General features: G+C 72.8%; 19 protein-coding genes. 8 read left to right on the forward strand and 11 right to left on the reverse strand.

The window, feature by feature from the left end; all coding sequences use genetic code 11:
- Positions 1-41: 41 nt before the first annotated feature.
- The 4 genes from ACWDRB_RS08975 to ACWDRB_RS08990 are packed head-to-tail and all read left to right on the forward strand — an operon-like array spanning position 42 to position 2,663.
- Positions 42-1,592: a Na+/H+ antiporter subunit D gene (locus tag ACWDRB_RS08975; RefSeq protein ID WP_355195753.1), complete on the forward strand. Its 1,551-nt coding sequence runs from the start codon at positions 42-44 to the stop codon at positions 1,590-1,592.
- Entirely contained in the window at positions 1,589-2,092 is a 504-nt protein-coding gene (locus tag ACWDRB_RS08980; RefSeq protein WP_449892550.1) for a Na+/H+ antiporter subunit E, read from the forward strand. The genes ACWDRB_RS08975 and ACWDRB_RS08980 overlap by 4 nt, the downstream gene beginning before the upstream one ends.
- Positions 2,089-2,349 (forward strand): monovalent cation/H+ antiporter complex subunit F, encoded by a 261-nt coding sequence (locus ACWDRB_RS08985; RefSeq protein WP_350727755.1) that lies wholly within the window; start codon positions 2,089-2,091, stop codon positions 2,347-2,349. Before ACWDRB_RS08980 ends, ACWDRB_RS08985 begins: the two co-directional genes overlap by 4 nt.
- A complete protein-coding gene (locus tag ACWDRB_RS08990; protein ID WP_350727754.1) occupies positions 2,346-2,663 on the forward strand; it encodes a cation:proton antiporter in 318 nt (105 codons plus the stop codon). The genes ACWDRB_RS08985 and ACWDRB_RS08990 overlap by 4 nt, the downstream gene beginning before the upstream one ends.
- Here the strand turns inward: ACWDRB_RS08990 and ACWDRB_RS08995 are convergent.
- The 4 genes from ACWDRB_RS08995 to ACWDRB_RS09010 are packed head-to-tail and all read right to left on the reverse strand — an operon-like array spanning position 2,612 to position 6,644.
- Positions 2,612-3,112 carry a DUF6328 family protein gene (locus ACWDRB_RS08995; protein ID WP_357739825.1) on the reverse strand — a complete coding sequence of 167 codons (501 nt, stop codon included), beginning with the start codon at positions 3,110-3,112 and terminating at the stop codon, positions 2,612-2,614. The genes ACWDRB_RS08990 and ACWDRB_RS08995 overlap by 52 nt on opposite strands.
- Positions 3,113-3,163: 51 nt before the next feature.
- The gene (locus ACWDRB_RS09000) at positions 3,164-5,194 is read right to left on the reverse strand and encodes a xanthine dehydrogenase family protein molybdopterin-binding subunit (protein ID WP_449892551.1); all 2,031 of its coding nucleotides are present in this window, start codon (positions 5,192-5,194) and stop codon (positions 3,164-3,166) included.
- Positions 5,191-6,159 carry an FAD binding domain-containing protein gene (locus tag ACWDRB_RS09005; protein ID WP_350727751.1) on the reverse strand — a complete coding sequence of 323 codons (969 nt, stop codon included), beginning with the start codon at positions 6,157-6,159 and terminating at the stop codon, positions 5,191-5,193. Before ACWDRB_RS09005 ends, ACWDRB_RS09000 begins: the two co-directional genes overlap by 4 nt.
- Entirely contained in the window at positions 6,156-6,644 is a 489-nt protein-coding gene (locus ACWDRB_RS09010) for a (2Fe-2S)-binding protein (protein ID WP_350727750.1), read from the reverse strand. The genes ACWDRB_RS09005 and ACWDRB_RS09010 overlap by 4 nt, the downstream gene beginning before the upstream one ends.
- A gap of 96 nt (positions 6,645-6,740) precedes the next feature.
- Between ACWDRB_RS09010 and ACWDRB_RS09015 the strand changes: the two genes are divergently transcribed.
- The 3 genes from ACWDRB_RS09015 to recD2 are packed head-to-tail and all read left to right on the forward strand — an operon-like array spanning position 6,741 to position 11,322.
- Positions 6,741-7,886 (forward strand): acetate/propionate family kinase, encoded by a 1,146-nt coding sequence (locus ACWDRB_RS09015; protein ID WP_449892552.1) that lies wholly within the window; start codon positions 6,741-6,743, stop codon positions 7,884-7,886.
- Entirely contained in the window at positions 7,883-9,148 is a 1,266-nt protein-coding gene (locus tag ACWDRB_RS09020) for an erythromycin esterase family protein (protein ID WP_449892553.1), read from the forward strand. Before ACWDRB_RS09015 ends, ACWDRB_RS09020 begins: the two co-directional genes overlap by 4 nt.
- 32 nt (positions 9,149-9,180) lie before the next feature.
- On the forward strand, positions 9,181-11,322 hold the full coding sequence (gene recD2, locus ACWDRB_RS09025; protein WP_449892554.1) for an SF1B family DNA helicase RecD2: 2,142 nt from the start codon (positions 9,181-9,183) through the stop codon (positions 11,320-11,322).
- Between the two features lie 84 nt (positions 11,323-11,406).
- On the opposite strand, the gene ACWDRB_RS09030 is transcribed toward recD2, so the two are convergent.
- The 5 genes from ACWDRB_RS09030 to ACWDRB_RS09050 all read right to left on the reverse strand — a co-directional run bounded on the left by ACWDRB_RS09030 (position 11,407) and on the right by ACWDRB_RS09050 (position 20,232).
- Complete coding sequence (locus ACWDRB_RS09030) at positions 11,407-11,757, reverse strand: hypothetical protein (RefSeq protein WP_449892555.1); 351 nt, start codon at positions 11,755-11,757, stop codon at positions 11,407-11,409.
- Complete coding sequence (locus ACWDRB_RS09035; protein ID WP_449892556.1) at positions 11,757-15,605, reverse strand: hypothetical protein; 3,849 nt, start codon at positions 15,603-15,605, stop codon at positions 11,757-11,759. Before ACWDRB_RS09035 ends, ACWDRB_RS09030 begins: the two co-directional genes overlap by 1 nt.
- 122 nt (positions 15,606-15,727) lie before the next feature.
- Positions 15,728-16,588 (reverse strand): FG-GAP-like repeat-containing protein, encoded by an 861-nt coding sequence (locus tag ACWDRB_RS09040; protein ID WP_449892558.1) that lies wholly within the window; start codon positions 16,586-16,588, stop codon positions 15,728-15,730.
- A 145-nt stretch (positions 16,589-16,733) separates the two neighbouring features.
- Positions 16,734-19,661 (reverse strand): FAD-binding and (Fe-S)-binding domain-containing protein, encoded by a 2,928-nt coding sequence (locus ACWDRB_RS09045; protein WP_449892559.1) that lies wholly within the window; start codon positions 19,659-19,661, stop codon positions 16,734-16,736.
- A 31-nt stretch (positions 19,662-19,692) separates the two neighbouring features.
- Positions 19,693-20,232, reverse strand: coding sequence for a DUF892 family protein (locus ACWDRB_RS09050; RefSeq protein ID WP_449892560.1), 540 nt, complete (start codon positions 20,230-20,232; stop codon positions 19,693-19,695).
- A 133-nt stretch (positions 20,233-20,365) separates the two neighbouring features.
- On the opposite strand from ACWDRB_RS09050, the gene ACWDRB_RS09055 reads away from it, so the two are divergent.
- Complete coding sequence (locus ACWDRB_RS09055; RefSeq protein ID WP_350727740.1) at positions 20,366-20,908, forward strand: RNA 2'-phosphotransferase; 543 nt, start codon at positions 20,366-20,368, stop codon at positions 20,906-20,908.
- Here the strand turns inward: ACWDRB_RS09055 and ACWDRB_RS09060 are convergent.
- Both ACWDRB_RS09060 and ACWDRB_RS09065 read right to left on the reverse strand, forming a co-directional pair.
- The gene (locus ACWDRB_RS09060) at positions 20,887-21,471 is read right to left on the reverse strand and encodes an NADAR family protein (protein WP_449892562.1); all 585 of its coding nucleotides are present in this window, start codon (positions 21,469-21,471) and stop codon (positions 20,887-20,889) included. The two genes, ACWDRB_RS09055 and ACWDRB_RS09060, sit on opposite strands and share 22 nt — an antisense overlap.
- 11 nt (positions 21,472-21,482) lie before the next feature.
- Complete coding sequence (locus tag ACWDRB_RS09065) at positions 21,483-22,445, reverse strand: helix-turn-helix transcriptional regulator (protein WP_449892563.1); 963 nt, start codon at positions 22,443-22,445, stop codon at positions 21,483-21,485.
- Positions 22,446-22,470: the final 25 nt, after the last annotated feature.

Raw genomic sequence — 22,470 nt, forward strand, 5'->3', positions numbered from 1 at the left:
GAGAGCCGCGTGCCCGAGCCGGAAGGCGAGGGCTGATCCCGGTGGAGAGGCTGATCTGCGTGCCCGTGCTGCTGCCGCTCCTGGCCGCCGGCGTGAAGCTGGCGATCGGCGGGCGGCTGCGCCGGCTGCAGTCGCTCATCAGCCTGGTCACGCTCGCCATCTCGGTCGTCGTCTCGGCGCTGCTGCTGGTCGCCGCCGACACCCGCGGCCCGCTGGTCACCGAGCTGGGCGGCTGGCCGGCGCCCGTCGGCATCTGCCTGGTGGCCGACCGCCTGTCCACGCTGGTGCTGCTGGTGTCGTCGGCGGTGACGTTCTGCGTCATGGTGTACTCGGTCGCCAACGCCTACGCCGCGCAGGAGCACGACGCCCCCATGGCGATCTTCCATCCAGCGTTCCTGGTCATGGTGGCCGGGGTGGCGGACGCGTTCCTGTCGGGTGACCTGTTCAACCTGTACGTGGCGTTCGAGCTGCTGCTGAGCGGCTCGTACGTGCTGCTCACCTTCGGCGGCACCGAGTCCAGGATCCGGGCGGGCGCCACGTACACGCTGATGGCCCTGGCCTCGTCGATGTTGTTCCTGATCGCGCTGGGAGTCACGTACGCGGCCACCGGGACGCTGTCGATGGCGCAGCTCGCCGAGCGGTTCGCCACGTTGCCCGTGCAGGTGGCGCTGCTGGTGGAGCTGACGCTGCTGCTGGCGTTCGGCATCAAGGCGGCGATCTTCCCCATGTCGGCCTGGCTGCCGGACTCCTATCCCACCGCGCCCGCCCCGGCCACGGCCGTGTTCGCGGGCCTGCTGACCAAGGTCGGCGTCTACTCGATCATCCGTCTGGAGGCGCTGCTGTTCCCGGGCGGGCCGGTGTCGACGCTGCTCATGTGGGTGGCGCTGGCCACGATGCTGACGGGCGTGCTGGGCGCGGTCGCGCAGACCGACCTCAAGCGCATGCTCTCGTTCACGCTGGTCAGCCACATCGGCTACATGGTGTTCGGCGTCGGCCTGTCCACGGTGGCCGGGCTGGCCGGGGCGATCTTCTACGTGGTGCACCACATCACCGTGCAGACGACCCTGTTCCTGGTGACCGGGCTGGTGGAGCGGCGCACCGGCACCACCTCGGTGAACGGGCTCGGCGGCCTGATGACGACCGCGCCGCTGCTGGCCGTGCTGTTCTTCGTGCCCGCCATGAACCTGTCGGGCATCCCGCCCATGTCCGGTTTCCTCGGCAAGCTGATGCTGGTGCAGGCGGGCCTGGCCGACGGCCGCCCGCTGCCCGTCGCCCTCGTGGCCGGGGGCCTGGTGACGAGCCTGCTCACCCTGTACGCCGTGGCCCAGACGTGGAGCAAGGCCTTCTGGCGGGGCCCGCGGGCCGTGCGGGCGGGCACGGTCGTGGAGAGCGAGGAGTACACCGGCGAGGACCCGACCGTCACGACGACTGCCGTCCCGGGGGCGCTGACGGCGGCGGTGGCGGCGCTGGTCGCGATGGGGCTGTCGTTCACGGTGCTGGCCGGGCCGCTGTCGGCGTTCACGCACCGGGCCGCCGCCGAGCTGATGGCCCGCGAGCCGTACGTCACGGCCGTCCTCGGAGGGCGGCCGTGAAGCCGCGGCTGGCGCTGATCGCCTGGCTGGCGGTGGTGTGGGTGACGTTGTGGGGCGAGCTGTCGGCGGGCAACGTGCTGGGCGGGCTGGCGGTCGCGCTGGTGGTGACGTGGCTGCTGCCGCTGCCCGTCCTCGACCCGGGCATCAGGGTCCATCCGGTGGCGCTGGTGGACTTCCTGCTCTGGTTCGGCCGGGACCTGGTGGTCTCGACCGTGCGGGTGGTGGTCTGGGTGGTGCGGCCCGGCGTGCCGCCCACCCAGATCGTCCGGGTACGGCTGCGCACGTCGTCGGAGTCCATGACCGTGATGATCATGGTGGCGCTGTCGACCGTGCCCGGCAGCCTCGTCGTGGAGGCCTACCCCGAGGAGCGCGAGCTGGTCCTGCACGTGCTGGGGCGTCCGGGAGACGTCGCCGAGGCGGTGCGGGCGGACGTGGCCGGGCTGGAGTCGCGCATCGTGGCGGCGTTCGGCACCCGGCGGGACCGGGAGGAGCTGCCGTGACCGCGGTGTACCTCGTGACACTGGGGCTGCTCGGATGCGCGGCGGCGGCCACGCTCTACCGGGTGGCGCGCGGTCCCACGATGCTGGACCGGGCGGTCGCGGTCGACGTGATGACGTCGCTGTGCATGTGCGTCGTCGGGGCGTTCGCCGTGGTCAGGGACGACTATTCGGACCTGCCGATCCTGCTGGTGCTGTCGCTGCTGGGGTTCGTCGGGTCCGTGTCGCTGGCCCGCTTCTTCTCGGGGAGGTCCCGATGAGCTGGCTCGACATTGCGGCGGCGGCCTGCCTGCTGCTGGGCGCGACGCTGGCGCTGTCGGCCGGGGCCGGGCTCGTCCGGTTCCGCACCACGCTCGACCGTATGCACGCGGGCACCAAACCGCAGGTGCTCGGCGTGCTGCTGGTGCTGCTGGCCATGTGGCTGCACCGGCCCACCTGGGCGAACGCCGGGCCGCTGCTGCTGGCGGGCATCTCCCAGGTGATCACCGTGTCGGTCGCGGCGTACATGGTGGGGCGGGGTGCCTACTCGCGCGAGCGCGCGGACGACGACACCGAGCTCCCCTCGGAGGACTGATCGTCCGAGCGGTTGAGCGCCGCCTGGCCGAACCAGGTCCACAGGGCCAGCGCGGCCAGGATCCCGCCCGTGGTCCAGCCCAGCGCGGGGCCGAACAGGTAGTCGATCACGAGCATGGTGGCCGTCGCCATGGACACGGCCAGCGCGAGCGCGCCCACGATGCCGTAGAGGTTGGAGCGCCGTACCAGGGTCTCCTTGCGCCCCTGCCGGAACAGCACGCGGTGCTGGGCGGTCGGCGCGATGTAACAGATGGACGCGACCGCCGCGCTGACCAGCGCCAGGTAGAACAGCCACCGGTCGGGCGGGTCCAGCCTGCCGAAACCGACCGAGAAGGGCACCGTGAGCAGGAACGCGAACAGCACCTGCACCCCGGTCACCGCCACGCGCGCGCCCTGTAAGAGCTCCACGAAGTTCCGATCCGCGCGCTCCTGATCCGACTCGTTCTTCACGCCGCCTCCCGACTCCGGAACGAGAGACTTCTCCTTCCTTGGCGGGGCGCGCTAAAACCTCGCCCGCAGGATCTTGGCCGGGGTGATGGGCAGATCGCGCACGCGCTGGCCGATGGCGTGGTGCACGGCGTTGCCGACGGCGGCGGCCGTGCCGACGATGCCGATCTCGCCGATGCCCTTGCTGCCCATGGGGTTGAGGTCGTCGTCCTCCTCCTCCAGCCAGACCGCCTCGATCCGCTCCACGTCGGCGCAGGCGGGCACGTGGTACTGGGCCAGGTCGCGCCGGAGGAAGCCGCCGAACTCCTCGTCGGTGTACGTCTCCTCCATCAACGCCATCCCCATGCCCATCGTCATGCCCCCGATGAACTGCGACCTGGCCAGCTCGGCGTCCAGGATGTGCCCGGCGGCGAAGACGCCGAGCAGGCGCGACACCCGTACCTCGCCCGTCACGGAGTTGACCCGCACCTCGGCGAACTGGGCGCCGAACGCGTGCCTGGCCAGCTCCGCGTCCCGCGCGACCTCCTCGGTGGTGTCGGCGCGGCCCGCCGTGCCGTTCACCTTGAGGTGCTCGCAGGCGCGCACGACCGCCGAACCCCACGAGGCCGTGCCCATGGAGCCGCCCGCGAGCGGGGCCTCCGGCAGGTCGCTGTCGCCCAGCTCGACATGCACCCGGTCCGGCGCGACGCCCAGCACGCCGGCCGCGATCCCGGCCAGCGCGGTACGCGCGCCCGTGCCGATGTCGGCGGCGGCCACCTGGACGAGGAAGTCGCCCTCCCGCATGGTGACGACGGCCTTCGACGGGCTGCGCCTGGCCGGGTAGGTGGAGGAGGCCACGCCGGTGCCGACCAGCCACTCGCCCTCCTGGTGGCGCCCGGGCTCGGGGTCGCGCCGGTCCCAGCCGAAGCGGCGGGCGCCCTCGCGCAGGCAGGCGACCAGGTTGCGGGAGCTGAACGGCAGGCCGCTGTCCGGCTCCGTCTCCGGCTCGTTGCGGACGCGCAGCTCGATCGGGTCGATGCCGGCGGCGCAGGCCAGCTCGTCCATGGCGGACTCCAGCGCGTACATGCCGGGGCACTCGCCGGGGGCGCGCATCCACGACGGGGTGGCGACGTCCAGCCGGACCAGCCGGTGGGCCGTGCGCAGCGCGGGCGTGGCGTACATGACGCGGGTCGGGGTCGTGGTCTGCTCGGCGAACTCCACCAGCGTCGAGCTCTGCTCGTAGGCCACGTGCTCCAGCGCCGTGAGCCGGCCGTCGGCGTCCGCGCCGAGCCGCAGCCGCTGGATCGTGGGCGTGCGGTAGCCGGTGACGTCGAACATCTGCTGCCTGGTCAGCACGATCTTGACGGGCCGGCCGACGGCCCTGGCGGCCAGGGCGGCCAGCACGGCCTGGGGCCTGGAGGTGCCTTTCGAGCCGAAGCCGCCGCCGACATGCCGGGACACCACCCGCACCTGCTCACTGGACACGCCGAGGGTCTGGGCAAGGAGGTCGCGGCTCGCGGACGTGCCCTGCGTGGTGTCGTACACCAGCAGCCTGCCCTCGCCGTCCCACAGCGCCAGGGCGGCGTGCGGCTCCATCGGGTTGTTGTGCAGGACGGGGGTCGTGTAGGTCACGTCGATGACGGTCTCGGCCGCGTTGAGCCCGGCTTCGACGTCGCCCTTCACGGTGTCGGACGGGAAGCCGGGGTTCACGGTCTCCGGCTGGTACAGGTTGGGGTGGTCGGCGCGCAGGGCCACGTCGTGGATGTCCTGCTCGTACTCGACGACGATCGCGTCGGCGGCGGCGCGGGCGTTCTCGTAGGTGTCGGCCACGGCGGCGGCCACGAACTGGCCGCGGTAGGCGATCTCCCTGCTCTGGAACAGCGCCAGCTCGCCCTCGGCGGCCGGGCCCAACTGGGGCGGGTCCTCGCTGGACAGCACGGCCAGCACGCCGGGCATGGCGAGCGCGTCACGGACGTCGATGCGCCGGATGCGGCCCTTGGCGATCCGCGACTGCACGGGGTAGGCGTAGGTGACGCCCTCGACCGGGTATTCGGCGGCGTACGTGGCCAGCCCGGCGACTTTGACGCGGCCCTCGACGCGGTTCACGGCGTCAGCTCCTCAAGCGTGCGGACGATCAGATTGCGGGTCAGCGGCACCTTGAAGTCGTTGCGCGGGAGCGGACGGGCCTGTTCCAGCTCGGCCTCGGCGGCGGTGCGGAACGCCTCACCGGTCGCCGGGCCGCCGACGAGGACCTGCTCGGCGCGTTCGGCCCGCCACGGCGCGTGGGCCACGCCGCCGAGCGCGATGCGGCAGCCGGTGACGGTGCCGTCGCGGACGTCGAGCACGGCGGCGATGGACACGAGGGCGAAGGCGAACGACGCCCGCTCGCGTACCTTGCGGTAGAGCGAGGCGCCCGGCGGCGGCGCGGGCAGCTCCACGGCGGTGATCAGGTCGCCCGGCTCCAGCACGGTGTCCCGCTCGGGCGCGTCGGCCGGCAGCCGGTGCAGCCCCGGCATCGGGACGATCTTGTCACCGCCCTGTCCGGTGACGTGCACCTCGGCCTCCAGCGCGGCCAGCGCGACCGCCATGTCCGACGGATGGGTGGCCACGCAGGCGTGCGAGGTGCCGAGGATCGCCAGGTTCGTGTGGTCGCCCTCGATCGCCGGGCAGCCGGAGCCGGGCTGGCGCTTGTTGCACGGCCGGGTCACGTCCTGGAAGTACGGGCAGCGGGTGCGCTGCAGCAGGTTGCCGGCCACCGTGGCCATGTTGCGCACCTGGCCGGAGGCGCCGGACAGCACCGCCCGGGCCAGCATCGGGTAACGGGAGCGCACCAGGGGGTGGAGCGCCAGATCGCTGTTGCGCACGGCGGCGCCGACGCGGAGCCGGTCGCCGGTCTGCTCGATGGCGTCGAGCGGCAGCTTGCCGACGTCCACCAGGCGGTCCGGTTCGGCCACGCCCAGCCGCATGAGGTCCACCAGGTTGGTGCCGCCGCCCAGGTACATGGCGCCCGGCCCGAACCTGCGCACCGCGTCCGCCGCGCTGCCCGCCCTGGTGTATTCGAAGAGTTTCACGGCGCGACCTCGGCGATGGCGCTGACGATGTTGACGTAGGCGCCGCAGCGGCACAGGTTGCCGCTCATGCGCTCCCTGATCTCCTCCGGCGTCAGGCCGGGGTCCTCGCGGAGATCGCCGGTGATCGCGCTCGGGCCCTGCTCGCCCAGCATCCCCACCGCCGAGCAGAGCTGCCCCGGCGTGCAGTAGCCGCACTGGAAGGCGTCGTGCTCGATGAACGCGGCCTGCAGCGGATGCAGCTCGTCACCCTCCATCAGCCCTTCGACGGTGACGATCTCCGAGCCGTCCATCGCCACCGCCAGCGCCAGGCAGGAGTTGGCCCGCCGCCCGTCGATCAGCACCGTGCAGGCCCCGCACTGGCCGTGGTCGCAGCCCTTCTTGGCGCCGATCAGCCCCAGCCGTTCCCGGAGCAGGTCGAGCAGCGACATCCGAGGGTCCACGTGCACAGAATGTGACGATCCGTTCACCTTCAGGGTGATGTCCATGGCGCACGACTACCCGACCTCCAGACGAGGCAATCTCTGAGGGCGGTAAAGCGCGGTGTCCGTTTTGCGCCTGGGATGAGGGGTAGCCGAGCGGGCATGGGCGTGTCGATCGACGAGCAGGTGACGGAGTCGGCGGCGATACTCACCGTCAACGCCGGGTCGTCGAGCCTCCGCCTGGACCTGGTGGAGGGCGGTTGCGTGCTGGACTGCGTGCGCACCGAGCGCGCCGTCGACCCCGGCTCGGCCAGGAGGGAGCTGTCGTCGTTCCTCGGCGGGCACTTCGGGCGCGACATCCGCGCCGTGGCGCACCGCCTCGTGCACGGCGGCGATCTCGTCCGCACCCCGACCGTGGCCGACGACGAGACGGCCGAGGGGCTGCGGGGCCTGACGAGCCTGGCACCGTTGCACCTGCCGCCGGCGCTGGCCCTGCTGGACGCGGCCCGCGCGGAGCTGCCTGCCCTGCCGCACGTGCTCTGCCCGGACACCGCCTTCCACGCCGGCCTGCCGGAGGAGGCCGCGGTCTACGCGCTGCCGCTGTCCTGGCGGGAGAAGTACGGGCTGCGCCGCTACGGCTTCCACGGCCTGTCGTACGCGTGGGCGGCCGACCGGGCGGCCGAGCTGCTCGGCCGGCCGCCGGCGGAGCTGGACCTCGTGCTGACGCACCTGGGCGGCGGCTGCTCGGTGTGCGCGGTGTCGGGCGGGCGCAGCCTGGACACCTCGATGGGCTTCACCCCGCTGGAGGGGCTGCCCATGTCCCGGCGCTCGGGCAGCGTGGATCCCGGGATGCTGATGTGGCTGCTGGGGCCGGGCCATCTCACGGTGGATGAGCTGAGCGAGGGGCTGGAGCGCCGCTCCGGCCTGCTGGGGCTGTCGGGCGGCTTCTCGGGGGACACGCGCGAGCTGGTGGCGGCCGCGCGGGAGGGCGACTCGGCCGCGGAGCTGGCGCTGGAGGTGTTCAGCCACCGGGTGGCCAGGGAGATCGCCGCCGCGGCCACCTCGCTGCGGCGGATCGACGCACTGGTGTTCACCGGGGAGATCGGCTGGGACCAGCCCGAGGTGCGCGAGGCCGTCTGCGCCCGCCTCGGGCTGCTCGGCATCGAGCCTCCCTCGCTCGGTAACCGCCACGACGACGGGTCGGTCAGCGCGTACGACGCGGCCGTCCCCGTCATGGTGGTGCAGGTGCGCGAGGAGCTCCAGCTGGCCCGCGAATGCCTGCGCGTGCTCGCGGAGGAGGACGAATGACGGTTCTCGACGAGGTACGCCGCTCGGCGCTGCCGCTGACCGGCCCGGGGGACCTCGACCCGCTGATGGAACGCGTGGGCGAGGCGAGGTTCGTGCTGATCGGCGAGGCCAGCCACGGGACGCATGACTTCTACACCTGGCGGGCGGAGCTGACCCGCCGGCTGATCGCCGAGAAGGGATTCGGTTTCGTCGGGGTCGAGGGCGACTGGCCCGACTGCGAACGGGTGCATCGGGCCGTGACCGGCGACACCGATCCCTTCGAGGCCCTCTACACGTTCGAGCACTGGCCGACGTTCATGTGGGCCAACGAGGAGGTCGTGCAGTTCTGCCGGTGGCTGCGGCGCTACAACGCCGCGCTGCCGCGCGAGGAGCGCTGCGGCTTCCACGGCCTGGACGTCTACAGCCTGTGGGACTCGCTGCGCGCCGTGCGCCGCTACGCCGCCGCCCGGCTGCCGCACGAGATGGAGCCGGTCATCGACGCATTGTACTGCTTCGAGTCCTACGGCCACGACCCGCAGCAGTACGGCCTGGCCACCCGGCTGGTCCCGGAGGGCTGCGAGGACGAGGTCGTGCAGCTGCTCCAGGCCGTGGTCCGCGCGGCGCCCGGGGACGAGCAGGGCTTCAGCGCGCGCCAGAACGCCGAGGTCGTGGCCGGGGCCGAGCGCTACTACCGCTCCATGATGCGCGGCGGCCCCGAGTCCTGGAACGTCAGGGACGTCCACATGGCCGACACCATGGCCCGGCTCGCGGACTTCTCCGACGCCAAGGGCGTGGTGTGGGCGCACAACACCCACGTGGGCGACGCCCGTGCCACGGACATGGCCGCCGCGGGCATGACCAACCTCGGGCAGCTGGCCCGGGAGCGGTACGGTGACGACGCGGTGCTGGTGGGGTTCGGCACCCACCGCGGGTCCGTGGTGGCCGCGACCGCCTGGGGCTCGCAGCACCACGTCATGCGGGTGCCGCCGGCGCGGCCCGCGTCGCTGGAGGCGCTGCTGCACGAGGCCGTCGTCGAGCCCGAGGTGCTGTTCGTGGTCCCGCCCAAGTGGTCGAGACCCGCCTGGTACGACGAGCCGATGGGGCACCGGGCGGTCGGCGTCGTGTACCACCCCGAGCGGGAGCTCAGGGGCAACTACGTGCCCACGGTGGTGGGCGGCCGCTACGACGCGTTCATCTGGCTGGACGAGACCAGGGCGCTGCACCCGCTGCACGGCGAGCCGTGGGGCGACGCCGAACCTGCGACCTATCCGACCGCCATGTGACCTTGTCGGTGTCAGGTGGTTGGATCTGCGGTGTGGAGGCGTCGGTCGAGCAGCTCGTCTACGTCCGGGAGGACGAATACACCGTCGCGCGCATGAGCGCCGACGGCGAGCCCGACTTCGTGGCCACCGGACGGGCGCTGGCGGGGGCGCAGCCCGGCGAGACGCTGCGGATCCTCGGCGAGTGGGGCCGCCATCCGCGCTACGGGCGGCGCTTCGCGGTCAGCGGGTGCGAGCGCATCGTGCCCTCGTCGGTCCGGGCCATCCGGATCTACCTGGGGTCGGGGCTGATCAGGGGCATCGGGCCGCGCCTGGCGTACGCGATCGTCGACCACTTCGGCGAGGCCACGCTCAAGGTGATCGACAGCGAGCCCGAGCGGCTCACCGAGGTCGTCAACATCGGGCCGCTGCGGCAGGGGCAGATCGTCCAGGCGTGGCAGGAGCAGAAGGCGATCGCCGCGCTGATGGTGACGCTGCAGGGGCTGGGGGTCAGCCCGCTGCTGGCGGCCAAGATCTACCAGGTGTTCGGGCAGGACGCCGACGAGGTGCTGGCCACCGACCCGTACCGGCTGATCGGGCGGGTGCGGGGGATCGCGTTCCGGATCGCCGACAAGATCGCGCTGCAGTCGGGGGTGCCCGAGCGCAGCCCGCAGCGGGTCAAGGCGGCGCTGCTCGACCGGCTGGAGGCGGCGGGCAGCCGCGACGGCCACTGCTTCGTGCCGGTGCCCGCGCTGGTGCGGGAGACGGCGGAGCTGATCGAGCAGGACCAGGAGCTGGTGCGCCCGATGATCGACGCGCTCGTGGCCGACCGCCGGGTGGTCGTGGAGGCCGCGCCGGGCCAGCCGGGCCAGCCGGGCCAGCCGGTGGCGTACGCCAAGCACGTGCACGGCCGGGAGGCGGCGCTGACCGAGCAGATCGCCCGGCTCATGCGGGCCCGCTCGACGCTCCCCCTGCGCGCCTTCCCCGACGACCCCGGGCTCCACGAGGACCAGCAGGCCGCCGTCAACATGGCCCTGACCAGCACCGTCTCCATCATCACGGGTGGCCCCGGGTGCGGCAAGAGCCACACGGTGAAGGCCATCGCGACCACGGTCAGGGCCGCGGGCGGCACGGTCACGCTCACCGCGCCCACGGGCAAGGCGGCCAAGCGCCTGTCGGAGCTGACCGGGCTGCCGGCGATGACCATCCACCGGATGCTCGCCCGCCAGCCCGATCCCGACCCGGAGACGCTGTTCGACGAGACGCCGTCGCAGGCCGACCTGATCGTGGTGGACGAGGCGTCCATGCTCGACCTCCACCTGGCCACCCGGCTGACCGCCGCGGTGCCGTCCGGGAGCCATCTGCTGCTCATCGGCGACGGTGACCAGCTGCCCAGCATCGGGCCCGGCGACGTGCTCGCCGACCTGCTGCGCGTGGAGGCGGTCCCGCGGGTCCAGCTCACCCACGTCTTCCGGCAGGCGGGCGGCAGCGGCATCATCGACGCCGCCCACCGCATCCGCGCCGGCCGGCTCCCGGTCAGGACGGCCGGCGGCGGGTTCTGGTTCGAGGAGCTCGACGACCCCGCCCAGGTGGCGCGGCGGGTGGCCCATCTGGCGATGGTGGCGATCCCGCGCAAGCAGAACGTCGAGCCCGACCAGGTGCAGGTGCTGTGCCCGATGCGCAAGGGCGAGACGGGCGCCACCGCGCTCGGCCGCCTGATCCAGGACCAGCTCAACCCGGCCGCCGACGACAAGCCGGAGCACTGGTCGGGCGCGTCGGTGTTCCGGGTGGGCGACCGGGTCATGCCGATCCGCAACAACTACGACAAGGGCGTCTTCAACGGGGAGACCGCCACGGTGACGGCGGTCGTGCAGGAGGAGCGCACGATCGAGATCCTGACCGACGACGGTGAGCGGGTGCGCTACGGCTTCGACGAGCTCGACGACCTGACCCACGCCTACGCGATCAGCGTGCACCGGTCGCAGGGCAGCGAATACCCGTTCGTGGTGGCGCCCGTCGTGGCCGAGTCGGGCGGGATCATGCTGCGCCGCAAGCTCCTCTACACGCTGGTGACCAGGGCGAAGGCGTGGGTGGTGCTGGTGGGCCAGCGGGAGGCGCTGGAGCTGGCCGTCCACCGGATCGGCCAGCGGCGCAACACCGGCCTGGCCCGCCGCCTGGCCCTCGCCCTGGAAAGCTAGCCGGCGGCGGTGCCTGACCCTCACCCTGGACGGCCGGCCCGGCGGCCGCCCTCGTCCGGGACGAGGACGGCCGCCGGTCTCAGCTCAGGTGGCTCCCTTTCCGCCGGCGGAGCCGGCCACGTCCTCGGCCATGAGGGCCAGGACTTTGACGTGGCCGATGGTGAAACGCCGAGCACCTTCGGGCTGGGTGAGCGCGAGGCTCGACTCGGCAGCCGGCACCAGTGGCCCGCGCAGGGCTCGCAGGATCTGCGCGCGCCCGGCGTCCGGCAGCCCTCTCAGGTCGACGCTTCCGAGACCGGCGCTGAGGACCAGCGAGAGGTGCTCTTTGGTGGCCGCGTCCTCGATGGTTTCCAGCAGGAATTCGACCACCCACTCGAACACCCCGAACGACGCGGTCCACGCGTACTCGTCGGAGACGAAGATGTCGTTCGCCATCAACCACCCACGATGAAGACGTTGCGTCCCAGCGGTTCGATGAACGCCTTCACCGTCGCGATCTGGGCGGACGAGAGCAGAGAGACGTCGACCGGCACGAACTGCGCCTTCCCCAGATGCGACTGAATCTGACTCTGCAGGCTCGGCCAGCTCCGCTCGAAGAACTCCGCGCTGAGACCGCTGCCCACCGCGTCGTAGGACCGCCCGTACTGGTCGAACCAGTCCTCGCTCGTGCCGTTGGACCGGCTGAGCCGCACGCCGCGCTCGGACTCGATGCGGAGTGCGGTTTCCATCTCGGCTTTCCTGAATCCCTTCTGCGCCGCGTCCCAACCTAGCGCCCTGCGGCGTACCAACTCCACGAACTCGGCTCTGAGGCTGCCGAGCGAGACCTTGGCGCCCTCGAGCGCCTCGAGCTCGCGCACCGCCTGCGCTTCGAGCCCGAGCACGGTCGCCTGGTCGAGGCCGGCCTCGGCCTCCAGGCCCGCCACGGCCTCCTCGGCGCCGACTCCCGTGCGGATGGAGTTCCGGAAGGCGAACACGCTCTTCGCGATCTTGCCGATGATCACCGGGCCCAGGATCTCGCCGGCCACCCAGGCACAGCCCGAAGCCTTGAAGTTGGCGCAGTCGATGAAGTCGCCGAGCACGGCGTGCACCAGGTTGTTGAACGACTCCTGGATCACCTTCCGCACGTCCATGTGCAGCGTGCGGTGCTCGATGAAGTCGACGTCCTTGACGAGCAGGTTGTAGCGGGTGCACTCCGCTTCGGTCGCGCTCGTCATCTGGCACGTCGCTAGGTTGTAGTACACCGTCCCGTGGATGTGCAGCGGGATGTCGATGTCGCAGGTCCCGTCGCCGCCCCAGCCGGTGGTGCACGACCCGTTCCAGGAGTCCACGGTCAGGTCGGTCGCCACCTCCGTCAGCGCGAAGCCGCCGTCCCAGGTGGCGATGCGCTGGGTGTCCCGGGTCTGCTGGCGGGCCTGCGCCTCGGCCCTGATCGCCGCGGCCTGCGCCTCCTCGGCGCTCTGCCGCGCGTTCTTGGCGGCTTCCTCCGCGGCGGTCGCGTCCGCTTCCGCCTTGGAGGCGACGTCGCGGGCGGTGGCGGCGTCCTGTTCCGCGGCGCTGGCGGCGTCGCGGGCCGAGGCGGCGTCCCGTTCGGCCTCGTCGGCCGAGTCGCGGGCGTCGCCGGCGTAGCCTTCGGCGGCGGTGGCGGCCTTGTCGGCGGCCGCGGCGTCGGCGGTGGCGCGGCGGTCGTACTCGACGGTGTTGGCCTCGGCCTTCACCGCCGCCTTGGCCGCCGCTGCCGCCTCGTCCGCCGAGGCCCGCGCCTGGGCGAGGGAGGCCACGGCCTTGGCCGCGGAATCCGCCGCGTCGGCCGCCGCGATGGCGGCCGCCTTGGCGTCGGCGTCGGCCTGGGCCGCCAGCGCCGCGGCCTCGGCGGCGGCCTTCTTCGCCTGGGTGGCCTTGGCCTGGGCGACGGCGGCCTGCTGGGCGGCCAGCGTCTTGGACGCCTGCGCGGTCAGCACGGCCAGGCCCGCCGAGGCGTCGGTCTCCTTGTACGGGGAGCCGAGCTCGATGGCGTCGTTGGCCGGCTTGATGACCTGGACGGACGAGTCGCGGGCGGCCAGCGCCGCCTGGGCGGTGGCGTAGGCGAACCCGGCGGTCTTGACCGCGCTGACGTGCGCGGCGTCGGCCTCCTTGCGGGCGACGACGGCGTCCATCTTGGCCCGCACCGCGTTGGCCATGGCGGTCTTCGCGTACTGCTCGGCGTCACGGACGTTGATGGACGCGTCCCACGACGCCTTGATGGCGTCGGCCGCCGCGGCGTGGGCCTTCTTGACCGCCGCGTTGGTGATCGTCACGTCGCGCTGGGCCGCGTCGGAGGCGGACCTGGCCCGGGCCGCGGAGGCCTCGGCCCGCGTGGCCGCCTCGCGGGCGGCGGACGCGGCCGCGGTGGCCTGGTCGGCGGCGGCGCGGGCGTTGGTCGCGGCGGTGGTCGCCCGGTCGGCCGCGGAACGCGCCTGGGTGGCGGCGGTCCTGGCCCCCTCTGCGGCATCGGTGCCTTCGGCGGCCGCGGCGTACGCCTCGCGGGCGGATGCCTTGGCCTGCAGGGTGTCCCGGGTGCTCTCGGCCTCCAGGGCGGTGGTACGGGCCGCGGCCGCCTTACGCTCGGCCTCCAGCGCCACTTCCTTCTTGTCTGCCGCCGTGGCGCCGGCGCCCTGGGCGGCGCTCAGCGCGTTGGCGGCGTTGGCGCGTTCGCTCACGGCCCTGGCCTCGGCGGCGGCGGCGTTGGCGCGCTGCTCGGCGGCGATGTTCTTCTGCCGCTCCGCGTTGTCGCGCTCGGACTCGGCGATCTCCCGCTTGGCGCGGGCGTCGTCGGCCGCCGCCTTCGCCGTCTGCTCGGCGGCCTCGGCCCTGGCCTGCGCGTTCTTGGCCTTGGTCGCGTTCTCGGCCGCGAGAGCCGCCTGCGTGGCGGCGCCGTCGGCGGCGGCCTTGGCCTGCGCGGCGGCCTCCTCGGCGGCCATCCGCCGGAACTCCGCCCGCGAGGCGTGCGCCTGCGTCTCGGCCAGCGCCATCAGCGTCTTGCTGTCGGCGGCCGAGGCGCGAGTGGCGTTGCCCGCGGTCTCGGTGGCCTTGGAAACGGCCTGCGTGGCGGCGGCCGAGGCGCGGGCTACCTGGACGGCCTGCTGTCCGTAGAGCAGGCCGCGCCCCCGTGGCAGCCCGGCGGCGTCGGCGATCGCGTACGCGGCCTGCTGGGCCGTGACGGCGGCGGTGGCGTGCCGCTGGGCCGACTGCGCGGCCCGCGAGGCGACGAACACCCGGCCCAGAGCCATGGCCTGGGCCTTGACGATGTCGTTCTTGACCTTGGCGAACTCCGCCGCGCTCGGGTAGGACAGGTCGTCCGGCGACTGCTTGAGCCAGTACGCCTGCCATTCGGTCAGCCGGCTCGCGATGATCGACTGGCCCAGCGCCTCGCCCAATGCCTGGGAGGCGACCTGGAGGTCGGCGGCGGCCCCGGCCTCCTCGTTGAGGATGGTGTCACGCTGGGCGCGCTGGCCGTCGACCTCCTGCTGCCACTCCTGCGAAGCGGCGGCGAACTCGGCGCCCAGCACCTCGTGCGGGTCCGGCGGGTTGGCGGTGGTGCAGGAGGCGTAGCGGGCCTTGAGGTTCTCGACGTCGACCCGGAACTCCATGCTGTCCGGATCGGGCGCGCCGGTCGGGAAGCCGCCACGCTCCAGGAAGGCCCGCGCGTCGTCGGCGTACATGGGGTGGTCGGCGGTCAGGTCCTTCCACGCCTGCCGCCCCTCCTCGTCCTCGCCGCCGGCGGGGTAACGCTCCTCGGCGATCTTGTTGACCGCGTCCACGGACTCCTTGGCGGCCCGCGGGGTCTGATCGGCGTAGAAGTCGTCCTCGTGCTGCCAGTACTGGTTGGAGATCCAGGTGGACAGGCCCACTTTGGTGAACGGGTTGTCCTTCTGGTCGATCCGCTGGAACTGGACGTCCGTATAACCCTTCGGGGGCGGGACGGCGAGCGACCCCTCCCAGACGTAGTGCCGGTCGTTGAGCTCGTTCAGCTTGGCCCCGGTCCGCTCCTCGTCCTTGTCGAAGGCGGCGTGCAGCGGGGTCGGCGGGTCGGCCCAGTAGTCATCGGCGGCGTTGCGCAGCAGGACGTCGTCGGTGCCGCCCAGCCCGGCGCGGGCGACGGATTTGAGGTCCTGGCCGCCCCTGCGTTGCGCGGTGGTGAGCAGGCACTGGGCCGCGCGGACCGACGCGGCGCGCGCGAGGTCGTACTCGGCGGCGTCGGCGAAGGCGGCCGCCGGGGCGGCGCCGGGCAGGGGTACGACCTGCAAGGAGAGGACGGTGATGGAGGCGAGGGTCGCGGCGGCAGCGCGCAGCCATCCCGATAAAGGGCGCCGTGATGTGGTGGTGAACATGGTCAGCTTTCAGCCGTTGGTTACGGGGACGGGTGCGCTCAGAAGAAGGCGTTGAAGGCGTTCCAGCCCGCGTTGCCGATCTTCTCCTTGGCGGCGAAGGGGGCCGAGGAGACGCCGGTGCCCTTGAAGAGCCAGAGCGCGCCGGCGGAGTCGCGGGCGATCAGGTCGGCCTTGCCGTCCCCGTTGTTGTCGCCGGTCGAGACCAGCGCGGTGTAGGCGTCCCAGCCGGTGCCCGCGCTGACGCGGGCGCCCAGGATCTGGTTCTCGGTGACGCCGCCCGTTCCCGGATAGAGGTAGAGGGTGCCGGCGGTGGTCCTGGCGAGCAGGTCGTTCTTGCCGTCGCCGGTGTAGTCGCCGTATCCGGCCAGGGCGTCCATGCCGTTCCAGCCGGCGGTCCCGGCCTGGACCCGGGCCGCGAGACCGCCGTCGGAGCGGCCCGGGTACAGCCACAGGGCACCGGCCGCATCCCGCGCGATGATCTCGGGCGAGGCGCTGCTGCCCATGTTGCCCGGGGTCATGATCAGGTTGTACTGGTCCATGGTCGAGGCGACCGGCATGGTCGAGGTGCCGCGTTCGGCGGTGTAGTAGAGCTCGCCGCCCAGGCGGAAGAACAGGTCGTTGCCGGTGCCGTTCTCGGAGGTGGTGGCGCGCAGGATCGCGGTCGCCGCGGAGAAGCCGCCGCCGAGGTCGACGGGACTCTGGAGGCCGCCGGTGCCCTTGGGCTCGTAGGCGAGCAGGTGGCCGTCGCTCGCCCTGCGTACGAACAGGGGCAGCATCGGCGCGCCCGCCGCGGTGGCGGACGCGGCGGGCGCGGTGAGCAGCGAGCCCAGGACGGTGAGCAGAGCCAGCGCCGCCAGCGTTCTGGTACGGACTGGTGCCCAGCGTAAGAATGTGGACATTCGACGTGACCTCGTATGAGGAAGAGGAGAAAGGATCTTTCAGGACGGACCCGACCGTTGCGCAAAGCGCTACCGGATCGCTTCCGTTGTGCTTCCCGCGGGCGGCGTACTCGCTCTGCCCGCAGGAAGCACCACGGAGGGTGGCTCAGCCGGGTTCCGGGCGGGACAGCGACGTGGCCAGGAGCTCGGCCAGGTGGCGGGCCTGGCGGCCGCTGCGGGAGGCGGCGATCTGGGTGCGGCAGGAGAAGCCGTCCGCGAGGATCGCCTGGTCAGGGCCCGCCGCCCGGACGGCGGGCCAGACGGACTCCTCCGCGCAGGCCACCGAGACGTCGTAGTGCGAGCGTTCGAACCCGAAGTTCCCGGCCAGGCCGCAGCAGCCCGCGTCCAGGACCTCCGTGCGGATGCCGAAGCGGTCGAGAACGGCGCGGTCGGCGTCGTACCCCATGATGGCGCTCTGGTGGCAGTGCACCTGCGCCACCGCTTCCCCGCCCGGGGAGGCCGGGCGCCAGTCGGGCGCCCGCGACTCCAGCAGCTCGGCGAGCGTCAGCGTGCGCTCCGACAGCAGCCGCGTGTCCGGCGTGTTCAGCAGCTCCGGCCCGTCGGCGCGGAACACGGCGGTGCAGCTCGGCTCCAGCCCCACCACCGGGATCCCGGACTCCGCCCACGGCCGCAGCGCGCGCACGCTGCGGGCCAGCACCCGCCGCGCGACCCCGAGCTGTCCCGTGGAGATCCAGGTCAGCCCGCAGCACAGCGCCACCGGCGGCACGTGCACCTCGAACCCGGCCGCCTCCAGCACGCTCACCGCCGCCTGCCCGATGTGCGGGTCGAAGTTGTTCGTGAACGTGTCCGCCCACAGCACCACCTTGCCCCGCGTGCCGGGCCGCGCCGGGCCCCGCCGCTTGAACCAGTCGATGAAGCGCTCGTTCGCGAAGCGGGGCAGCTCCCGCTCGGCCGCGACCCCCGCGACGGCCTTGAGCAGCCGCGACAGGCCCGGCGTGTGGGCCAGGACGTTGAGCGGGGCGGGCATGGCGGAGGCGAGCGCCGCCCACATCGGCAGCCAGCCCATGGAGTAGTGCTCGCGGGGCCGGATCCGGCGCCGGTAGTGGTGGGACAGGAACTCGGCCTTGTACGTGGCCATGTCGACGTTCACCGGGCACTCGGACCGGCAGCCCTTGCAGGCCAGGCACAGGTCGAGCGCGTCGCGCACGGCGGCCGAGCGCCAGCCGTCCGTGATCAGCTCGCCGCGCACCATCTCCCCCAGCAGCCGGGCCCGCCCCCGCGTGGAGTGCTCCTCCTCGCGTGTCACCCGGTAGCTGGGGCACATCACCCCGCCCTCGAAGGTGTCCTGGCGGCACTTGCCGATCCCGACGCACCGGGTGGCGGCGTGCCCGAACCGGCCGTGGTCGCCCTGGTAGTCGAAGGACTTCTGCCGGGGCTCCAGCGGGTAGAAGTGCCGCTGGGCGAGGTCCCGGTCGAGGCGGTTGGGGCGGACGACCTTGCCGGGGTTCATCCGGTTGCGCGGGTCGAAGACGGCCTTGAACCGGCCGAACGCCTCCACCACCTCGTCGCCGTACATGCGCGGCAGCAGCTCGGCCAGCGCCTGCCCGTCGCCGTGCTCCCCCGACAGCGAGCCGCCGAAGGCGGCCACCAGGTCGGCCGCCTCCTCCGCGAACGCCCGGTATCGGGCGATCCCGTCATCGGTGTGCAGGTCGAGCGGGAGCCTCCCGTGCACGCATCCCTGTCCGAAGTGCCCGTACAGGGCCGAGTCCGCGTAGCCGTGGCGGCGCAGCAGTTGCTCGTAGTCGCGCAGGTACGTGCCCAGCCGCTCGGGCGGCACGGCCGCGTCCGACCAGCCCTCGTACGTCTCCCGCCCCTCCGGCGGGTACGCCTCCACGCCCAGGCTGGCCTCGCGCCAGCGCCACAGCTCGTCCTCCTTGGCCGGGTCGCCGAGGAAGGTGTGGGTCGCGTGCTGCCCCACGTCGCGCATCAGCCCGTGCGCCCGTTCGAGCGCCTCCTCGGCGGTGTCGCCGCCGAACTGCACCAGCAGCCACCCCCGCCCCTCCGGCAGGTCGCGCAACGCGAGATCGCCGGGGCGCTCCTGGCGGGCGAGCCGGCACATCCGGTCGTCCATGGCCTCCAGCGCCAGCGGCCGGTGCCCGGCCACGGCGGGGACGGCGTCGGCCGCCGCGAAGATGTCCTCGAAGCCGAGCACCGCCAGCGACCGCGCGGCCGGCCTCGGCACCACGGCCAGCTCGGCGCGCAGCACGGTCACCAGCGTGCCCTCGCTCCCGACGAGGGCGCGGGCCAGGTTGAAGCCGTTCTCGGGCAGGAGCTGGTCGAGGTTGTAGCCGGAGATGCGCCGCTCCAGCTTGGGGAAGCGGGTGCGCACCAGCTCCATGGTGTCGTCGCGCAGCTCGCGCAGCTGCCGGTAGAGCTGGGCCGGCCGCCCGCCCTCGGCCTGGATCCTGGCGTACTCGTCGTCGTCGGTCGGGCCGACCCACATGCGCACGCCGTCGTAGGTGAGGATCTCCAGCCGCAGCACCGACTCCGACATCTTCCCGTACGCCTGCGCGGACGCCCCGCACGAGTTGTTGCCGATCATGCCGCCGATGGTGCAGGTCGGATGGCTGGACGGCCGGGGCCCGACCATCAGGCCCTCCGGCTCCAGCACGTGGTTGACCGCGTCCAGCACCGCGCCGGCCTGCACCGTGATCCGCCTGCCCGCGACGTCCACGGACTCGACCGCGCCGCAGTGCTTGGACCAGTCGATCACCACGGCCACGTTGCAGCACTGCCCGGCCAGGCTGGTGCCGCCGCCCCGCGACAGCACCGGCACGTCGCGGGAGCGGCACGCGGCCACCGCCGCCACCCCGGCGTCGAGCGTGTAGGGCACCACGACGCCGATGGGCACCTGCCGGTAGTTGGAGGCGTCCCGCGCGTAGGCGGCGCGGCTGCCGGTGTCGAACCGGATCTCGCCGTCGACCGTCTCCTCCAGCCGCCGCTGCAGCGGCTCCACATCGATCTCGAGCGGCCGGCGCGGGCGCGCGGCCGGTGTTCTGATCAGGCTGTCCATAGCTTCGCCCGCCATCGTCCGCCGCCCGGCCCTAGACGCCGAGCAGATCGGTGAGGTCGTCGGCGTGCTCTTCTTCCTCTTCGAGGATCGACTCCATGAGCCGCCGCGTCGTCGGATCGCCCTCGCCCAGCCAGCGGATGATCTCCTGGTAGGTGGAGATGACGATGCGCTCGGCCCAGAGGTTCGCCTCCAGCAGGCCGCGCAGGTCGGTGTCGGCGGGGACCTGGTAGTCGGTGTGGGAGCGCTGCACGAGGCTGGCGGGGTCGAAGTCGGGCTCCCCGCCGAGCTGGCTCACGCGCTCGGCGGCGCGCAGCGCGTGCTGCAGCTCCTCCTGGGCGTGCTCGGTGAACTCCGCCGACACCTGCGCCCGGTCGATCCCCTTGGCCGAGATGGCGTGCCTGGTGTACCTGAGCCAGCACACCACCTCGGTCGCGATGACGTCGTTGAGGATGTTGATGACCTTCTGCGGGTCGTGCCCGAAGGTGCCGGTGATCGGACCTTCGTTCATCTTCTGGCGCACCTGGTCACGGATCCTGGTGACGTCCAGCGCGAAGTCGTCGGTGTGGCTCATGTCTGTCCTGTCCTTCCCCCGGCAAGGAGTTCCCCCAGGTCAAAGGTAACTTTGCGGGACGTCGCAGGCGGGCTGCGACACCCGGGGACAGTCACGTCGAAACCCGGTTGACGGGCGCGGGATCATGACGGTGATGGACGAACGACGCTTGATACGCGTTTCCAAATATCTGGCCAGGCACCTGCGGCACGACCCGGGGCGCATCGGCCTCACGCTGGACCCGAACGGGTGGGTGCCGGTGGACACGCTGCTGCGGGCGGCGGCCGAGCACGGGTTCCCGATCACCGCCGCGGAGTTGTGGAAGGTCGTCGAGGCCAACGACAAGCGGCGCTACGCGATCGAGGACGGCCGGATCCGGGCGAGCCAGGGGCATTCGGTGCCGGTGGATCTCGACCTGCCCGCCGTGCGGCCACCCGAGGTGCTCTACCACGGCACCGTGGGCCGGTTCCTGGCGGCGATCAAGGAGGAGGGGCTGCGGCCCATGAACCGGCACCACGTGCACCTGTCGCCCGACCGGGAGACGGCGACGCGGGTGGGGGCCCGGCGGGGCGTGCCCGTGGTGCTGGTGGTCGCGGCCGGGGCGATGCACGCCGGCGGGCACGAGTTCCGGGTCAGCGCCAACGGGGTGTGGCTGGCCGACCACGTGCCGCCCGGCTACCTGCGGTTTCCCTCCTGACGGCGGGCGCGCAGGGTGTCGCGGGCGGCCATCAGCGCGAAGCCGAGCAGGTTGGGACCCTGCCACGCGGCCGGTGACGCGGCCCGCTCGTCCGAGGCCGCCAGCCCGATGCCCCACACCCGGTCCAGCGGGCTCGCCTCCACCAGGACCCGGCCCGACGTGCCGAGCAGGAACTCCGCCAGGTCGTCGTGCGCCCCGAACTTGGCGACGTTGCCGCGCACCACGATGCCGAAGCGGTGGGCGTCCCACGTGGGCTCGTCGAAGCCCCGTACGGTCCGGCCCAGCGCCTTGGCCTCGCCCGGGTGGCCGGCCTCGAGGATCTTGTCCGCGCTCTCCCCGTCGCCGAACAGCCACGCCTTGTGCGCCATCATGTAGTGCTCGGCCGAGGCGTACCTGTGGCCGTCCTCCGTGAAGGTGACCGGCCACCACTGGCTGAGGCAGCCCGGTCCGACGCCGCCGTCGCGGGCGGGCTGGTGGCCCCAGAAGTACAGATATTTGACGCGACGGCCGGACCGCTCGGCGGCGATGGCCTCGTCCACGGTCATGGGAAGTTCGTCGGACATGTCCCCATACCTTACGCTCGCGAGCCCGCTCTCATGAGGCGGTCGGCGACCTCGCGCAGCACCGGAACCAGCTCGGGCGGGTCGAGCACCTCGAAGTCGAAGCCCTTGGCCGCGACGTGGATCGCCAGCTCCTCCAGCGAGTTGGAGCCGGCCTCGAACAGGCACGTGCGCTCGTCCACCGCCGCCAGCCGCCCGGCCCCCGGCGAGGTGCGCGGCGCGACCGCCTCCATGGGCGCGTGGAAGAGGATGCGCGCCCGGTAGCGGTAGGGCGCGGAGGTGATGGCGCGCGAGACGTACGCGGCCGCGTCCTCCTGGGGCATCGCACGCGGTGTGAACCGGGCTCCCGGCTCCCCCAGGGGATCCTCGATCCGGTCCACCCGGAACGTCCGCCAGTCCTCCTTGGCCACGTCCCACGCCAGCAGGTACCAGCGGCGCGGCGTGTGCACGAGCCGGTGCGGCTCCACCTCGCGCGCCGTGACGCCGTCCCGCCCCCGGTAGCGCAGCCGCAGGCGCCGGTGGTCGCGGCAGGCGGCGGCGAGCCCGGCCAGCACGTCGGCGTTCACCTCCGGGGCCGCCGCGCCCGCGAGCGGCACCGTCGCCGCCTGGAACGCGCTCACCCGGTGCCGCAGCCGCGACGGCAGCACCTGGTGGAGCTTGGCCAGCGCCCGCAGCGCGACCTCCTCCAGCCCGGCGACGCTGCCGGTCGCGGCCGTACGCAGGCTGATCGCCACGGCCACCGCCTCCTCGTCGTCCAGCAGCAGCGGCGGCAGCGCGGCGCCCACGCCGAGCCGGTAGCCGCCGGCCACTCCGGGGGTGGCGTCCACGGGATAGCCGAGCTCGCGCAGCCGCTCGATGTCGCGCCGCACGGTGCGCAGGCCGACCTCCAGCCGTCCGGCCAGCTCGGCGCCGCTCCAATCCATGCGCGACTGGAGCAGGGACAGCAGGCGGAGCAGCCGCGCCGAGGTCTCCAACATGAGGATGATTCTGCCGGACATCGGT

This window comes from Nonomuraea sp. NPDC003707, from assembly GCF_053587055.1.

Excerpts from the sequence above, each read along its gene's own strand:
- ACWDRB_RS08990 (WP_350727754.1), top strand. The coding sequence starts at position 2,346 with ATGAGCTGGCTCGACATTGCGGCGGCGGCCTGCCTGCTGCTGGGCGCG.
- ACWDRB_RS09010 (WP_350727750.1), bottom strand. The coding sequence starts at position 6,644 with ATGGACATCACCCTGAAGGTGAACGGATCGTCACATTCTGTGCACGTG.
- ACWDRB_RS09015 (WP_449892552.1), top strand. The coding sequence starts at position 6,741 with ATGGGCGTGTCGATCGACGAGCAGGTGACGGAGTCGGCGGCGATACTC.
- ACWDRB_RS09020 (WP_449892553.1), top strand. The coding sequence starts at position 7,883 with ATGACGGTTCTCGACGAGGTACGCCGCTCGGCGCTGCCGCTGACCGGC.
- ACWDRB_RS09030 (WP_449892555.1), bottom strand. The coding sequence starts at position 11,757 with ATGGCGAACGACATCTTCGTCTCCGACGAGTACGCGTGGACCGCGTCG.
- ACWDRB_RS09040 (WP_449892558.1), bottom strand. The coding sequence starts at position 16,588 with ATGTCCACATTCTTACGCTGGGCACCAGTCCGTACCAGAACGCTGGCG.
- ACWDRB_RS09045 (WP_449892559.1), bottom strand. The coding sequence starts at position 19,661 with ATGGACAGCCTGATCAGAACACCGGCCGCGCGCCCGCGCCGGCCGCTC.
- ACWDRB_RS09050 (WP_449892560.1), bottom strand. The coding sequence starts at position 20,232 with ATGAGCCACACCGACGACTTCGCGCTGGACGTCACCAGGATCCGTGAC.
- ACWDRB_RS09055 (WP_350727740.1), top strand. The coding sequence starts at position 20,366 with ATGGACGAACGACGCTTGATACGCGTTTCCAAATATCTGGCCAGGCAC.
- ACWDRB_RS09060 (WP_449892562.1), bottom strand. The coding sequence starts at position 21,471 with ATGTCCGACGAACTTCCCATGACCGTGGACGAGGCCATCGCCGCCGAG.
- ACWDRB_RS09065 (WP_449892563.1), bottom strand. The coding sequence starts at position 22,445 with ATGTTGGAGACCTCGGCGCGGCTGCTCCGCCTGCTGTCCCTGCTCCAG.